The 15318-nt window shown below is 68.2% G+C and carries 14 protein-coding genes and 2 pseudogenes; 13 read left to right on the top strand and 3 right to left on the bottom strand.

Translation table 11 applies throughout. The features are described 5' to 3' along the window. The first annotated feature begins 109 nt into the window (after nucleotides 1-109). The 3 genes and pseudogenes from ABS361_00080 to ABS361_00070 all read left to right on the top strand — a co-directional run bounded on the left by ABS361_00080 (nucleotide 110) and on the right by ABS361_00070 (nucleotide 3981). Nucleotides 110-916, top strand: coding sequence for a CbbQ/NirQ/NorQ/GpvN family protein (locus ABS361_00080; protein ID XBY44752.1), 807 nt, complete (start codon nucleotides 110-112; stop codon nucleotides 914-916). Nucleotides 917-975: 59 nt separating this feature from the next. After that, nucleotides 976-2891: pseudogene (locus ABS361_00075) on the top strand (VWA domain-containing protein). Between the two features lie 79 nt (nucleotides 2892-2970). After that, entirely contained in the window at nucleotides 2971-3981 is a 1011-nt protein-coding gene (locus ABS361_00070) for a zinc-binding alcohol dehydrogenase family protein (protein ID XBY44751.1), read from the top strand. A gap of 27 nt (nucleotides 3982-4008) precedes the next feature. On the opposite strand, the gene ABS361_00065 is transcribed toward ABS361_00070, so the two are convergent. Further along, the gene (locus ABS361_00065; protein XBY44750.1) at nucleotides 4009-5085 is read right to left on the bottom strand and encodes a D-TA family PLP-dependent enzyme; all 1077 of its coding nucleotides are present in this window, start codon (nucleotides 5083-5085) and stop codon (nucleotides 4009-4011) included. A gap of 184 nt (nucleotides 5086-5269) precedes the next feature. Between ABS361_00065 and ABS361_00060 the strand changes: the two genes are divergently transcribed. The 10 genes and pseudogenes from ABS361_00060 (at nucleotide 5270) to ABS361_00015 (ending at nucleotide 12825) form a co-directional block, all read left to right on the top strand. Continuing rightward, nucleotides 5270-6118, top strand: coding sequence for a transporter substrate-binding domain-containing protein (locus ABS361_00060; protein XBY46993.1), 849 nt, complete (start codon nucleotides 5270-5272; stop codon nucleotides 6116-6118). Nucleotides 6119-6225: 107 nt separating this feature from the next. Then, nucleotides 6226-6888: an amino acid ABC transporter permease gene (locus ABS361_00055; GenBank protein ID XBY44749.1), complete on the top strand. Its 663-nt coding sequence runs from the start codon at nucleotides 6226-6228 to the stop codon at nucleotides 6886-6888. A gap of 5 nt (nucleotides 6889-6893) precedes the next feature. Beyond that, entirely contained in the window at nucleotides 6894-7559 is a 666-nt protein-coding gene (locus ABS361_00050) for an amino acid ABC transporter permease (protein ID XBY44748.1), read from the top strand. A gap of 13 nt (nucleotides 7560-7572) precedes the next feature. Beyond that, nucleotides 7573-8340, top strand: a complete 768-nt coding sequence (locus ABS361_00045; protein ID XBY44747.1) for an amino acid ABC transporter ATP-binding protein — start codon at nucleotides 7573-7575, stop codon at nucleotides 8338-8340. 12 nt (nucleotides 8341-8352) lie between these two features. Then, on the top strand, nucleotides 8353-8742 hold the full coding sequence (locus ABS361_00040) for a RidA family protein (GenBank protein XBY44746.1): 390 nt from the start codon (nucleotides 8353-8355) through the stop codon (nucleotides 8740-8742). Nucleotides 8743-8888: 146 nt separating this feature from the next. Beyond that, the gene (locus ABS361_00035; protein ID XBY44745.1) at nucleotides 8889-9692 is read left to right on the top strand and encodes an IclR family transcriptional regulator; all 804 of its coding nucleotides are present in this window, start codon (nucleotides 8889-8891) and stop codon (nucleotides 9690-9692) included. Between the two features lie 365 nt (nucleotides 9693-10057). Beyond that, nucleotides 10058-10489 carry a transposase gene (locus tag ABS361_00030; protein XBY44744.1) on the top strand — a complete coding sequence of 144 codons (432 nt, stop codon included), beginning with the start codon at nucleotides 10058-10060 and terminating at the stop codon, nucleotides 10487-10489. After that, a complete protein-coding gene (tnpB, locus tag ABS361_00025; protein ID XBY44743.1) occupies nucleotides 10486-10836 on the top strand; it encodes an IS66 family insertion sequence element accessory protein TnpB in 351 nt (116 codons plus the stop codon). Before ABS361_00030 ends, tnpB begins: the two co-directional genes overlap by 4 nt. A 58-nt stretch (nucleotides 10837-10894) precedes the next feature. Further along, on the top strand, nucleotides 10895-12562 hold the full coding sequence (locus ABS361_00020; protein ID XBY44742.1) for an IS66 family transposase: 1668 nt from the start codon (nucleotides 10895-10897) through the stop codon (nucleotides 12560-12562). After that, nucleotides 12559-12825, top strand: a pseudogene (locus ABS361_00015) (plasmid pRiA4b ORF-3 family protein). Before ABS361_00020 ends, ABS361_00015 begins: the two are co-directional and overlap by 4 nt. 175 nt (nucleotides 12826-13000) lie before the next feature. Here the strand turns inward: ABS361_00015 and istB are convergent. Beyond that, nucleotides 13001-13729: an IS21-like element helper ATPase IstB gene (istB, locus tag ABS361_00010; GenBank protein ID XBY44741.1), complete on the bottom strand. Its 729-nt coding sequence runs from the start codon at nucleotides 13727-13729 to the stop codon at nucleotides 13001-13003. Next, a complete protein-coding gene (istA, locus tag ABS361_00005) occupies nucleotides 13729-15228 on the bottom strand; it encodes an IS21 family transposase (GenBank protein XBY44740.1) in 1500 nt (499 codons plus the stop codon). Before istA ends, istB begins: the two co-directional genes overlap by 1 nt. Nucleotides 15229-15318: the final 90 nt, after the last annotated feature.

The following is a 15318-nucleotide window of genomic DNA, read 5'->3' as shown; positions in this document are numbered from 1 at the left end:
CGCCTCGGGTCGCCGGCCGGGAGAGGCCCTCATCGACCGATGGGCCAGGGGCAACGCCCTTTCTCGTCCCCCGGCCGCCCCACTCCACGTCTCAAGACGAGTTGCCGCCATGAACGTCGCCGCTTTCGTGCCGTCCAAGACCGCGATCCCCTACTACGCCCCCGGCGGCAACGAAGTCGCCCTGTTCGAGCGCGCCTGGGCTGGACAGTTGCCGCTGCTGCTGAAGGGTCCGACCGGCTGCGGCAAGACCCGCTTCGTCGCCCACATGGCGGCGCGGCTCGGGCTGCCGCTCCACACCGTCTCCTGCCACGACGACCTGACCGCCGCCGACCTGACCGGCCGCTATCTCTTGAAGGGCGGCGACACGGTCTGGACCGACGGCCCGCTGACTCGCGCGGTGCGCGAAGGCGGCATCTGCTACCTCGACGAGGTGGTCGAGGCGCGCAAGGACGTCGCCGTCGTGCTGCACCCGCTGACCGACGACCGCCGCATCCTGCCGCTCGAACGCACCGGCGAGGAACTCGCCGCGCCGCAGAGCTTCATGCTCGTCGTCTCCTACAATCCCGGCTACCAGAGCCTGATCAAGACCATGAAGCCGAGCACGCGACAGCGCTTCGTCGCGATCGAGTTCGACTTCCTGCCCCCCGAGCAGGAAATGGCCGTGGTCGCGGCCGAGAGCGGTCTTTCCGAGACCCGCGTCCGCCCGCTGGTGCAACTCGCCGGCCGGCTGCGGGCGCTCAAAGGCCAGGATCTCGAGGAAGGCGTCTCGACCCGCCTGATCGTCTATTGCGCCAGCCTGATCGAGGCGGGCCTGCCGACCCGCGAGGCCGTGCTCGCGACCATGATCGAGCCGCTGACCGACGACGCCGACGTGAAGGCGGCGCTCGTCGAGATCGCCCGCGCTGTGATCGGCTGAGCAAGAGGCCGGCGGATCCCCTTTCACCCCGTCGCGTCCGGTCGAGGAGCACGATCGCCATGCTGGACTTCCTGGAACTCGAAGAGACCGTCGGCAAGGCCTGGCATCGGCTGGTCGGCCGCACCGCGACCTACCCGGACCATCCCGGCCACGCCGTGACGCTCGACGAGGTCCGGGGCCCGCTCGCGGTCCTGTTCCGCGGCCTTGGCGGCGAGGCCGGCGTGCAAGTGTCCGGCACGGTGGCACGCAAGTCCGGCCACCGGCTCGGCTGGCGTCAAACCGTCGGCCTCGGCGCCGAGCGGCTCGAGCAGCCCGGCCGCGACGGCGCCACGCTGTTCCTGCCCGAACGCATCGCGCTGTTCCCCGATGCCGCGCTCAACCGCGCGCTCTATCGCTGGCTCGCGGCCTGGTTCGCGGTCGTGCCGGTCGAGACGATCCCCGAGGCCGATCCGCTGCGCCGCGACCTCGCGCTTCTCGCCCGGGCCCACGCCACCACCGCGGCGGTGCTCGAGGCTTTCCCGGGTCTGCGTCCCGACCACGCCGCGCTCGGTGCGGCGATGGCCGCGGCCCGGCCGGTCCGAAGCATGCCGAAGCTCGAACGCGAGATCGAGGCGATCGTGCGCGCCGTGCTCGGCGCCGCCGCGCCGCCCGAGGGCGCGCTCTGGGCCGCCGTCACCGGTGAGGCCCCCTGCCCGCCGCGGCACCGCCGCGCTACCAGCCGTTCCTGCCCTGCCCGCTCTGGGGCGATACCTGGACACGCGCCGAGGAAGCCGCGCGCCGCGATGCCGACGAGGCCGGCGGCGGCGGTGCCCACGAAACCTCGGAAAAGCGCAAGCGCTTCGCCGTCCGCGAGCCCGAGGAGGCCCGCCCGGACGATCGCGGTCCGCTGATCCTGAACCGCTTCGAGAAGATCCTCGCCATGGCCGAGATGGTCTCGGTCGATCGGCCGTCCGACGAGGAGGAGGACGAGGACGCCGACAAGGCGGCCGACGATCTGGAGGAACTGACCGTCGGTCAGCGCACCGGCAAACCGGCGAGCCGGCTGAAGTTCGATCTCGACCTGCCGCCCGAGGCGGTCGACACCACGGCCCTCGTCGCCGAACGCACCTATCCGGAATGGGACTGGCGCCGCGGCGTCTACCTTCCGAAACACACCAGCGTGCGCGCCGCCACCGCCTCCGAGACCGGCGAGGACTGGCAGCCGGACGACACCGCGCGCCGACGCATCCGTCAGGTACGCCGCCAGTTCGAAGCACTGCGGCCTCGCCACGAGCTGCTGCGCGCCCAGCAGGACGGCACCGAGCTCGATCTCGACGCCCTCGTCCGCGCCCGTACCGATCTCGCCGCCGGCAACGGCGGCACCGATCGCATCCATCTGGCGAGCCGTCCGCACGCCCGCGATCTCGCCGTGACGCTGCTCGTCGACGTCTCGCTGTCGACCGACGCCTGGGCGGCGGAACGCCGCGTGCTCGACGTCGCCAAGGAGGCGACGCTGGTGTTCGCCCACGGCCTCGCCGCCGCCGGCGACGACCACGCGATCCTGACCTTCACCTCACGCCGGCGTTCCTGGGTCCGCGTCGAGACGGTGAAGGGCTTCGACGAGCCGATGGGGCCGCGCATCGAACGCCGCATCGGCGCGCTGAAGCCCGGCTTCTACACCCGCATGGGCGCCGCGGTGCGCCACGCCGCGGCCGAACTCGCCACCCGGCCGAACCTGCGCAAGCTCATGATCGTGCTGACCGACGGCAAGCCGAACGACGTCGACCACTACGAAGGCCGCTTCGGCATCGAGGACACCCGCAAGGCGGTCACCGAGGCGCGCCGCCTCGGCCTCGGCGTCTTCGGCGTGACGATCGACGCCGGGGCGCGATCCTATTTCCCGACCCTGTTCGGGCGCGGCGGCTACGCGATCGTCGGTCGGCTCGACCGACTGCCGGCGGCGTTGCCGGCGATCTACCGACAAGTAACATGCTAACAGGACAAGTTCATTGCATTCACGGCGGGGTGGTGCCTAGATGCGGCTCAGGCCCATTCGAAACCCCGTCATGGATCCCATGCGCGCTCTCATCTGCGACGAACCCGGACGCCTCACCGTCATCGAACGCGACGTGCCGAAGCCGGCGCCGGGCGAAGTGCTGGTCCGGATCCGCCGCGTCGGGATCTGCGGCACCGACTACCACATCTTCCAGGGCAAGCATCCGTTCCTGGAATACCCGCGCGTGATGGGTCACGAGTTGTCCGGCACGATTGCCGACGCAAACGGTTCGACAACGCTCAAGGCCGGCGACGACGTCTACATCGTGCCCTATCTCTCCTGCGGCCACTGCCGGGCGTGCCGGCGCGGCGTCACCAACGCCTGCCGCAACATCGCCGTGCTCGGCGTCCACCGCGACGGCGGCATGGCGGAATTCCTCTGCGTACCCGAGCAGAACGCCGTGCCGATCGGCACCGCCTCGCTCGACGAGGCCGCGATGATCGAGTTCCTGGCGATCGGCGCCCATGGCGTGAAGCGCGGCGACGTCGCCGCGCGCGATCGCGTGCTGGTGGTCGGCTCCGGACCGATCGGCATGTCGGCGATCATCTTCGCCAAGGCGCGCGGCGCCGACGTCACCGTCATGGACCTGCGCGAGGACCGCCTCGCCTTCACCGTCGACTCGCTCGGCGCCGACCGCGCCCTGCGCGCCGATGCGGACGCCGAAGCGGAAGCGGGACGACTGACCGACGGTGAGTTCTACGACGTGGTGATCGATGCGACCGGCAACGCGGGCGCGATGCACCGTGGCTTCGGCCTCGTCGGCCATGGTGGCCGCTATGTGCTCCTGAGCGTGGTCCGGACCGAGATCACCTTCTCGGATCCCGAGTTCCACAAGCGCGAAACGACGCTGCTCGCCAGCCGCAACGCGCAGCCCGACGACTTCGCCGAGGTGATCCGCCAGATGCAGGCCGGCCGCGTGCCGTCGCAGGCGCTGAACACCCATCGCGGCGCACTCGCCGAGGCGCCGGCGCTGTTCCCGGCCTGGATGAAGCCCGAGGCCGGCGTGATCAAGGCGATCCTCGAGGTCTGAGGCGGTTACCCGGCGTGCAGGCCGCGGTCAGACGACCCGGCCGCGCGCGGCGACCGGAACGGCCGTGATCGCGCCGTCCTCACCAATGAGATGGACCGCGTCCATCATGTTGGTGACCACGCAGGCGTGGTTCGGCACGATGTGCAGCCGGTCGCCGACCGCGAGCTCGATCGGTCCGGTCGAGGTGAGCCGGCCATGCTCCTCCGACAGCTGGTCGATCGCGATGTCCGGCCGGCCGAGCACATGGCCGTAGCCGGTCAACCCGAGCAGATCCGACGTCAGCACCTTCGAGCCGGCATCGATGATGGCCCGGTTCGGCGCCGGCACCGAGACGACGGTCGCCAGCACATGGAGCGCGCAGTCGTCCCAGCCGCAGGCGCCGCGCGCCACCAGCGAGCGATCGTTGTAGATGTAGGTTCCCGGCCGATATTCGCTCACGATCGGCGCGGCCGCCGCCGCCATCATTGACGGCGTGCCGCCGGAACTGATGGTCGGCACGGCCATGCCCTCCGCCTCGATCAGCGCCTTGGCGGTCGTCATGAAAGCCTGCACCGCCGCCTCGCCGCCGGCCGGCGGATAGGTCATCAGGCCGCCGAACACGAGCCCCGGCCGCGCCGCGATCAGACGGGCCAGATCGCGCGCCGCCGCCGGCGTGCCGACGCCGCAGCGGTCGGCGCCGGTGTTGCACTCGACCAGCACCGTGAGCGGTGCCGGCTCACTGGCGAATCGGGTGGCGAGCCCCTCGATCACGGTCGCGCTGTCGGCGACCACCGAAAGCCGGACCCGACGCGCGAGCGCCGCCAGATGGTCGAGCTTGTCGGCGCCGAGGATGTTGTAGGTGATCAGCACGTCGCCGATCTCCGGACAGCCGTCGAGCATCGCCTCGGCCTCGGACACCTTCTGGCAGGTGATGCCGATCGCCCCGGCCTCGAGCTGCAGACGCGCCATCAGCGGCAGCTTGTGCGTCTTGATATGCGGCCGCACCCGCAGGCCCAGGCGATCGGCAAATTCCTGAAAACGCTCGACGTTTCGCTTGGCGACCGCGAGGTCGACCACGACGGCGGGCGTGCTGAGGGCGGCGATATCAGGGGCTGACACGGTCATGCAGGGCTCGATCGAGACGAGGGCGGGCAAAAATGAGGCAAGGCCACTCGCTGAGCGGCTTGACAAGGTATGGGGCGTCATCCTCAATGTGTCAATCCGGAGATATGGACATATGTCCAGTATAACGGACATCCAGCAGAGCCTATCGATCAACGCCCGTCGCATGACCGGAGTGGGGGATACGATGATCTTTTCACGACTGAGCAGCACCCTTGCCGTTTCCGCGCTTCTCGCCCTCACCGCCGCGCCGGCGTCGGCCCAGCAGACCGCCAGCAAGCTCGATGAGGTGCTGCAACGCGGCTACCTGATCATGGGCACGGGCTCGACCAATGCGCCGTGGCACTTCAAGAGCGCCGACGACAAGCTGCAGGGCTTCGACATCGACATGGGCCGCATCGTCGCCAAGGCGCTGTTCAACGATCCGGACAAGATCCAGTTCGTGAACCAGGCCTCCGACGCCCGCATCCCGAACATCACGACCAACAAGGTCGACATCACCTGCCAGTTCATGACGGTGACGGGCGCCCGCGCCCAGCAGATCGCCTTCACGATCCCCTACTACCGCGAGGGTGTCGGCCTGATGCTGAAGGCAAACGGCAAGTACGGCGACTACGCCGCGTTGAAGAGCGCCGGCAAGGCCGTCAAGGTCGCCGTGCTGCAGAACGTCTACGCCGAGGCGATGGTCAAGGCCGCGCTGCCGGACGCCGGCGTCGACCAGTATGAATCGGTCGACCTGATCTATCAGGCGCTCGAGTCCGGCCGCGCCGACGCCGTCGCCACCGACCAGTCGTCGATCGCCTGGTACATGACGCAGAAGCCGGGCCGCTACAAGGACGCCGGCTACGGCTGGAACCCGCAGACCTACGCCTGCGGCGTCAAGCGCGGCGATCAGGACTGGCTGAATTTCGTCAACACCTCGCTGCACGAAGCCATGACCGGCGTCGAATTCGACTTCTACGCCAAGTCGTTCAAGACCTGGTTCGGCAAGGATCTGGCGCCGCCGAAGATCGGCTTCCCGGTCGAGTTCGAATAAGGTCGCGAAACGCGCGGGGCCGCCATCCAGCCACGGGCGGCGCTCCCCGCGCGCCCGACGCCCGCTCGACGACCCGAGCGGCCGACACTCCCAACTGACCGGTATCCATGGGCTACACCCTCAATTTCGCCGCGGTCTGGCGCAGCCTCGACCTGCTGCTGACCGGGCTCGCGCTGAGCCTCGGCTTGGCGATCGCCGCCATCCTGATCGGCGCGGCGCTCGGCCTGCCGATCGCCTTCGCGTTGCGCTCGCCCTCGCGCTGGGTGCGCTGGCCGGCGACCTGGTACGTGACGGTGATCCGCAACCTGCCGATCCTGGTCCTGGTGCTGTTCTCCTATTTCGCGCTGCCGCAGATGGGCGTCCGGCTCGGCAAGATCGAGAGCTTCGTCGCGACGCTGGCGATCTATTCCGCCGCCTATCTCGCCGAGGTGTTCCGCGCGAGCCTCGCGATCATCCCGCACGGCCTGACCGAGGCCGGGCTCGCGATCGGCCTGACCCATGGCCAGATCCGCCGTTCGATCATCCTGCCCCTGATGATCCGCAACGCGCTGCCGTCGCTATCCTCGACGTTGATCTCGCTCTTCAAGGACACCTCGCTCGCCGCCGCCATCGCCGTGCCGGAGCTGACCTTCGAGGCGCGCAAGATCAACGTCGAAACGTTCCGGGTCATCGAGACCTGGATCGTCGCCTCCGCCCTCTATGTCGCGACCTGCTCGCTGATCGCCGCGCTGCTGCGCAAGGTCGAGCGGCGGCTCGCCCTGCCGAGGTGATGGCCATGTTCGATTTCAGCGCCTTCCTCGACGAGCTCTGGACCGCACGTTTCGTGCTGCTGCAGGGTCTCGGCATCACGGTCGCGATCTCGCTCATGGCGATCGTCGCCGGCTCGGTGCTCGGCGTCGTCGTCGGCCTCGCGCTCGCCTATGGCGGCCGCGCGATCCGGCTGGTCGCCCGCGCCTATACCGATCTCGTCCGCGGCACGCCGGTGCTCGTGCTGGTACTCGCCAGCTACTACGTGCTGTCGACGATCGGCATCAATCTCGGGCCGTTCCAGGCCGGCGTGCTGGCGCTGTCGGTGTTCTGCTCGTCGCATGTCGGCGAGCTGGTGCGCGGTGCGCTGCAGGCGATCCCGCACGGCCAGACGGAAGCCGCCAAGGCGATCGGTCTCACCTTCGGCCAGACCTTCGTTTCGGTGCTGCTGCCGCAGGCCCTGCGCCAGATCCTGCCGACCTGGGTCAACACGGCGGCCGAGATGGTCAAGGCCTCGACGCTTCTCTCGGTGATCGGCGTCGCCGAACTGCTGCTCCGGACGCAGGAGGTGATCTCCCGCTCGTTCCTGAGCCTGGAGTTCTATTTCTTCGCCGGGCTCCTCTACTTCGTCATCAATTTCGGCATCGAGCGCTTCGGCAAATACGTCGAGCGCAAGGTCGCCGTGCCGCGCTGAGGATCGTGCCCCCATGCGGACGCTTCTGGAAATTCAGGGACTGCGCAAGCAGTTCGGCCCCGTCGAGGTCCTGAAGGGCGTCGACTGCACCGTCGGCGAGGGCGAGGTCGTGTCGATCATCGGCTCGTCCGGCTCGGGCAAGACGACGCTCTTGCGCTGCATCAACATGCTGGAGGATTTCCAGGCCGGCAGCATCCGTCTCGATGGCGAGGAGATCGGCTACGAGCTGGTCGGCGACAAGCGCCGGCGCAAGGCCGAGCGCGAGATCGCCCGCCAGCGCGCGCTGACCGGCATGGCCTTCCAGCAGTTCAACCTGTTCCCGCACCTGACCGCGCTCGGCAACGTCATGCTCGGCCTGATCAAGGTCAAGAAGATGGGCACGGACGAGGCGCGCGCGTTGGCGCTCGGCTGGCTCGACCGCGTCGGCCTCTCCGCCCGCGCGGAGCATTACCCCGGCCAGCTCTCCGGCGGCCAGCAGCAGCGCGTCGCGATCGCCCGCGCGATCGCCATGACGCCGAAGCTCATGCTGTTCGACGAGGTCACCTCCGCGCTCGACCCCGAACTGGTCGGCGAGGTGCTGCAGGTGATCAAGGGCCTCGCCCAGGACGGCATGACCATGATCCTGGTCACCCACGAGATGCGCTTCGCCTACGAGGTCTCGACCCGGGTCATCTTCATGAACCAGGGGGTGATCGGCGAGCAGGGCGACCCCAGGGACATGTTCCGCCAGCCCCGCACCGAGCGGCTGGCCGAATTCCTCAAGACCTCCAGTTTCAACTGAAAGAGATCCAACATGACGATCAAGCGTTACGGTGCCGGTGAAAAGGGCGCCGGCGGACAGCCGCTTCCCTTCGCCCGCGCGGTCGAGGCCGCCGGCTGGCTCTACGTTTCCGGCCAGGTCGCCATGGACAAGGGCGAGATCATCGGCGGCGGCATCGTCGCGGAGAGCCGCAAGGCGATCGAGAACATGATCGCGATCCTGAAGGAGGCCGGCTACGGCCTCGAAGACGTCGTCCGCGTCGGCGTCTGGCTCGACGATCCGCGCGACTTCTGGAGCTTCAACGGCGTCTATGCCGAGTATTTCGGCGCCCACCCGCCGGCACGCGCCTGCGTGCAGTCGAGCATGATGGTCGATTGCAAGGTCGAGGTCGACTGCGTCGCCTACCGCGCCGACCGCGCCTGACACGAACGCCGCCGCTCGGCATTGCGGCTGTCGATAAGCCGGTGGTTCGGCTCCGCGAAACGTGATGGGACCCATCCGTTTCGATCGAACCACCGGTACATCCTGCTATACTGGTCGTTGTGAATGATGTCGCACGAGGGCAGCGAATGACCGACAACGCAACCGAGTTGGCCTCACGGCGGACGCGAGGCCTGGATCGGGCGTTCGAGATCCTCGAATTCCTGCGCACGCGGCGCCAGCCGATGCGGCCGAACGAGATCGCGACCGCGATCGGCGCGCCGCGCTCGTCGGTCTACGAGCTCACCAACCTGCTGCTGCGCCACGGCATGCTCGACTATCAGGGCGGCGACGGCCGGCTGTTCCTCGGCCGCCGGCTCTATTTTCTCGGCATGGCCTACGCCGACCAGTTCGACCTCATGCGCGAGGCCGAGGCGGTGCTGACCCACCTCTCCGAGGAGACGCGCGAGACCGCGCAGCTCTGCCTGCTCGACGGCGACAAATACACGGTCGCGATGATGCGCGAGGGGGTGAGGCCGTTCCGGATCTCGTCCAATGTCGGCGAACTGGTGCCGATCCCGTGGACGGCCTCCGGGCGCCTGCTCATCGCGCACATGTCCGATGCCGAGATCCGCGCCTTCATCCCGCCGGAGGACTTCGTGCTGCCGAACGGCAGCCGGCTCGACGAGGCGGCCTTCATCGCCGAGGTACGGCAGGCCGCGATCGACGGCTACTTCACCTTCAACAGCGCGGTCGAGACCTTCACGCACTGTTTCGCCGTGCCCGTGCGCCAGGCCGACGGCATCAACGTCGCGACGCTCTGCCTCGTGACGCCGAAGGAAGACGGCCTGCGCAACCACGCGGCCTATCTGGACAAGCTGATGAGCGCCGCCCGCGAACTCTCCGAGCGCGTCGGATTCGAGGCCGGCGCGCGCCGACGACCGACGGCCTGAACTCAAACGCACGGCCAACGGCCTCAATGGCAAGACGCGGCGACGAACCGTCCCGCGTCCTGCTTTCGATCGTCAATACGACAGACGTGAACGCGAACGAGCGATCACTCGTCGTCGTCACCGCTGATCGTTTCGCATAGTCTGTCAGTGTATTTACTGAAATGATTGCGTTTTTTCACTTCATAGTCATTTGGATTTGTCAGCGGGAAGCAGATAGTTTGTCAGCGCGAAACGACGCGGTCGGCATCCGCGTTTAATTTCAATCGCTTGCAATCCGCATTGTCATTTCGTCGCAACGACGACGCGTAAGCCTCCGGCGGAGGCCGTCTCGCGAGGCTGACTGATGGCGGGTAAGAGCCTGCCTTATGGCAAGTGCTAAGGTCATTTCGGAGTTTGAGGTTCTGTCGGCTGCCGACGTCGGGCGCCGGCGCGTGTGGACTGCCGAGGATAAGGTCCGGATCGTCGAGGAGAGCCTGGCCGGTTGGCGGCAGGGATCGGCGACGGCGCGGCGGCTCGGGATCTCTCGATCGCTGCTCACGCGGTGGCGGGCGGACTATCGGGCTGGTCGGCTCGGTCCCCTGGTGCCGACGTTCATGGCAGTGACGACGGCCGAGGCAGCGGCTTCGGTTTTGGCGCCCCTTCCGGTTCAGGAACGCCCGACACCGCAGGCCGTGGCGCCGCCGATGGCTGAGACGACGGTCGAGATCGTGTTATGCAACGGGCGGCGGATGATAGTGCCGGTCACGGTCGATCCGGCCGTGCTGTCGCGCCTGGTGATGGCTGTGGACGCGCCATGATCGCCTTCCCGGCCGGCGCGAAGGTGTGGATCGCAGGCGGCGTCACCGACATGCGCTGCGGCATGAACAGCCTGGCGCTACGGGTTCAACAGGGGCTGGGGCGTGACCCGCACGGCGGGGAGGTCTTTTGCTTCCGCGGCCGGCGGGGCGACCTCGTCAAGATCCTGTGGCACGACGGGGTCGGGATGTCGCTCTATCTGAAGCGGCTCGAGGCCGGCAAGTTCGTCTGGCCATCGGGTGCCGGCGGGGGTGCGGTGGCGATCTCGGCGGCACAGCTCGGCTATCTCCTAGACGGCATCGACTGGCGCAATCCGCGCTGGACGCAGCGGCCGGCGAAGGCCGGATAAGTGCCGCTACTTGGCTGTTCTTGCTGGGTTTTGCTGGCCGGACATGGTAGCTTCGGACATGTCCGATGCCGCCGCCGAGATCGCTTCTCTTCGCGCCCGATTGGCCGCTTCCGAGGTTCGTGCCCGGACGGCGGAGGCGGAACTCGCCGAGGCGCGGGCAGTGGTCTCGACCTCCGAGGCGATGATCGCTCACCTCCGGCTGGAGGTCGCAAGGCTGCGCCGCGAGCAGTACGGCCGCAGTTCCGAGCGGCGGGCGCAGCTGATCGAGCAGATGGAGCTGCAACTCGAGGAACTCGAGGCGAGCGCCACCGAGGACGAGATCGCCGCGACACACGCCTCCGCCCGCACCACCGCCGTGACGGCCTTCGAGCGCCGTCGCCCGGTCCGCAAACCGTTCCCCGAACATCTGCCGCGCGAGCGGGTGATGATCGAGCCGCCGACGGCCTGCCTGTGCTGCGGCTCGGCGCGGCTGGTGAAGATGGGGGAGGACGTCACGGAGACGCTGGAGGAGGTGCCGCGGACGTGGAAGGTGATCCAGACCGTCCGGGAGAAGTTCACCTGCCGGGACTGTGAGAGGATCAGCCAGCCGCCGTCGCCGTATCATGCCACACCGCGGGGATGGGCAGGCCCCAATCTCCTGGCGACCATCCTGTTCGAGAAGTTCGGACAGCACCAGCCGCTGAACCGGCAGGCCGAGCGCTATGCCCGCAAGGGCGTCGACCTCAGCCTCTCGACCCTGGCCGATCAGGTCGGCGCATGCTCCGCGGCGCTGGAGCCGATCCATGACCTGATCAGAGCGCACGTGCTGGCGGCCGAGCGGCTGCACGGCGACGACACCACGGTGCCGCTGCTGGCGCGTGGCGGCACCCGGCAGGCGCGGCTCTGCACCTACGTCCGCGACGACCGGCCCTTCGCCGGCGGCGCACCACCCGCCGCAGTGTTCCACTTCTCCACCGACCGGGAGAAGATCCATCCGAACCGGCATCTCGCCGGGTGGACCGGCATCCTCCAGGCCGATGCCTACGGCGGCTACAACGACCTCTACCGACCGGACCGCAAGCCCGCTCCGGTGACCGGTGCGCTCTGCTGGAGCCACGCCCGGCGCAAGTTCTTCGAACTCGCCGACATCGCCGGCGCGGTGCGCAAGGGCAAGCCAGCCCACGCGATCTCGCCCATGGCCCTGAAGGCGGTGGAACGCATAGACGCGCTGTTCGCCGTCGAGCGTGACATAGCGGGTCTTGTCGCTGAAGCGCGGCGTGAGGCGCGGCAGCGGCTGTCGCGCCCGCTCGTGGCGGATCTGCACACCTGGTTTCCCGCGGAGCGCGCGCAGATGTCCCGGCACAATCCGGTGGTCAAGGCGATCGACTACATGATCGACAGGCAAGGCCGCTGGGGCACCTTCACCCGGTTCCTCGATGACGGGCGGATCTGCCTGACCAACAACGCCGCCGAGCGGGCGTTGCGCGGCATCGCCCTCGGGCGCAAGGCCTGGCTGTTCGCCGGATCGGAGCGCGGCGGCGAGCGCGCGGCCTTCATGTACAGCCTGATCGTCACGGCCAAGCTGAACGACATCGACCCGCGAGCCTGGCTCGCCGACGTCCTCGCCCGCATGCCCGGCCTCCCCGTCTCGCGCCTGCCGGAGCTGTTGCCGTGGAACTGGGCGGCCGAGCGGGCCCGCCACGCAGTGGTCTCTCCATCACCTCCCGGCCAGGTGGTTGCTACATGACCGTCGACGCCGTCGTCCGGCTGAAGATCACCCTCGACGACGTGAAGCCGGTCGTCTTGCCGCGCATCGAAGTGCCGCTCGCCCTTCGGCTCGACCGCCTGCACCACGTCCTGCAGATCGTCGTCGGCTGGACCGACAGCCACCTCTACGAGTTCCGTATCCGCGGGATCGGATTCGGCATCCCCGATCCCGACTGGGGCTTCGGTAGCGGACCGATCGACGCCCGCAAGACCACGCTCCTCGACGCGATCCAGGACACTGGTGTCAATCGGCGAGCAATCTTGACCCCGGATCGGCGTCGAACTTTGACCCCCTGGTTTCGCGCAGTTGGGCGCTTCCGATCGAATGTCGAAGCTTCGCTGTGAGCATGTCGTCGGTGTCGTGACGGAGGGAGGGCGTAGCCCGACCGGAGGCACTATACCGACGACGGCGCCGATCTCAGGCCCGGTGTTTGAAGCGCCAGCTGTCGTTGCCGGTCTCGACGATGTCGCAGTGATGGGTGAGGCGGTCGAGCAGCGCCGTAGTCATCTTGGCGTCGCCGAACACCGACGGCCATTCGCCGAAGGCGAGGTTGGTCGTGACCACGATCGAGGTGCGCTCGTAGAGCCGGCTGATCAGGTGGAACAGCAACTGACCGCCGGATTGGGCGAAGGGCAGGTAGCCCAACTCGTCGAGGACGACGAAGCCGAGGCGGCAGAGCCAGTCGGCCATTCGCCCCTGTCGGCCGGCACGGGTCTCGGCCTCGAGCTTGTTCACGAGGTCGACGACGTTGAAGTACCGCCCCCGCATGCCGGCTCGGATGCAGGCCCGTGCGATGGCGATGGCCAGGTGGGTCTTGCCCGTGCCGGTACCGCCGATCAGCACGACGTTGCGCTGCTGGCCGATGAAGCCGCCGGCGGCGAGGTCTCTGACCAGGTTCTCGTTGATCGGCGTGCCGTCGAAGGCGAACTCGTCGATGTCCTTGGCGAGCGGCAGCTTGGCCACGCCCATCTGGTAACGGATGGAGCGGGCCTGCTTCTCGGCGATCTCGGCGGTGAGCATCGCCGCGACGATGCGCTGTGGGTCGTGGTTGCGCTTCAGGGCCGCCGCTACGATCTCGTCGTAGGCCGCCTTCATGCCGAACAGCTTCAGCTCGGTCATCGTGCTCAGGATCTTGGTGCGGTCCATCAGCCGGCCCTCCGCAGGTCGTCGTACCGCGCGCAGTCGGCAATCGGCTCGAACCGCAGCTTCAACGCATCCGGGGTCAGGATGCCGACCGGGATCGGCGCGGGCCGCCGTCGCGCCAGGATGTTCAGCACCACGTCGGCGGAGTGCACGCCTTCGCCGAGCGCCTCGGCGCAGGCCGCCTCGACCGCACCCAGTCCGTCGTCGAGCACCGCGGCGAGGATCTCCACCATCTGCCGGTCGCCGTCGTTGGAGCCGGCGAGCTTGCGGCGCACCCGATCCATCGCGCCCGGCAGAACCCAGTCCTTGAACGGGGCGCCGTTGCGCAGGGCTCCCGGCTTGCGGGCGAGCACCGGCACGTAGTGCCAGGGATCGTAGATCGTCTCGCCGCGACCGAAGGAGCGAGGATGCTCGGCGACCACTCGGCCGTCCTGACGAACGACGATCCGATCGGCATAGGCCCGGATCTCCACCGGCCGGCCGACCGCGCTCGCCGATACGGAGTATTTGTTGTTGTCGAACCGCACGAGGCAGGTCTTCGATACCGACGCCGTCACCGCGTGGAACCCGTCGAAGGGGCCGCGATACGGCACCAGCGACGCCCGCTCGGCTTCGAACGCTTCCCATATCGTCCGGTCGGGGAACTCCGGGTTCCGATGCGCCTTGGCGTAGGCGATGCACCGGTCGAGCAGCAGGGTGTTCAACTCGTCGAAGGACCGAACCCGCAGGCGCGGGGTGAAGAACCGCTCGCGGACCAGCCCGACCTGGTTCTCGACCTGCCCCTTCTCCCAGCCCGAAGCCGGCGTGCAGGCGACCGGCTCGACGAGGTAATGCCCCGCCATCTGCAGGAAGCGCCGATTGTAGGCCCGCTCCTTGCCGACGAAGATCGTCTCCACCGCGGTCTTCATGTTGTCGTAGATGCCGCGCGTGCAGGTGCCCCGGAAGAAGGCGAAGGCCCGGTCGTGGGCATCGAACACCATCTCCTGGCTCTCGCGCGGATAGGCACGGACGAACATCATTCGGCTGTGGCAGAGCCGGACGTGCGCCACCTTCACCGTCATCGGCAGGCCGTTCATCAGGACGACCTCGTGGCTCCAGTCGAACTGGTACGCCTCGCCCGGCGCGAAGGAGAGCGGCACGTAGGCGTCGACCTTCGCCGCCGACGTCTCCAACGCCCAGGCCCGCGCGTAGCGACGAACGGCGTCGTAGCCGCCTTCGTAACCCCGGCCGCGCAACTCCTCGAACAGTCGAACCAGCGTCAGCCGCTCACGCGCAGATGCTGCCGCGTTCGCCGCGAGCAGCCCGTCCAACTCGGTCTTCCACGGTCCGAGCTTCGGTAGCGGCTGGTTCCCGCGACTGTAGGAGAAGATCGTTTCACCGGAACGCAGCACCTTCCGGACCGTGTTCCGGGCAACATGCAGTTCGCGGGCGATCTCCTTGATCGAACGACCTCGAACGAAGAACTCGCGGCGTATCCGCGCAATCGTATCCACTGACTTCATCCCCGACCGCCGCCCTCCACGAAAGGAACGGCAGTCTGCTCGCGGTGGCGGTAAGGGGTCAAAATTGGACGCCGATCACCCCTCGTAGGG

The sequence above is a fragment of the Ancalomicrobiaceae bacterium S20 genome, from assembly GCA_040269895.1.
In the GTDB taxonomy this organism is placed as follows: domain Bacteria; phylum Pseudomonadota; class Alphaproteobacteria; order Rhizobiales; family Ancalomicrobiaceae; genus Methyloraptor; species Methyloraptor flagellatus.
This window is presented reverse-complemented; position numbering and strand designations above follow the sequence as displayed.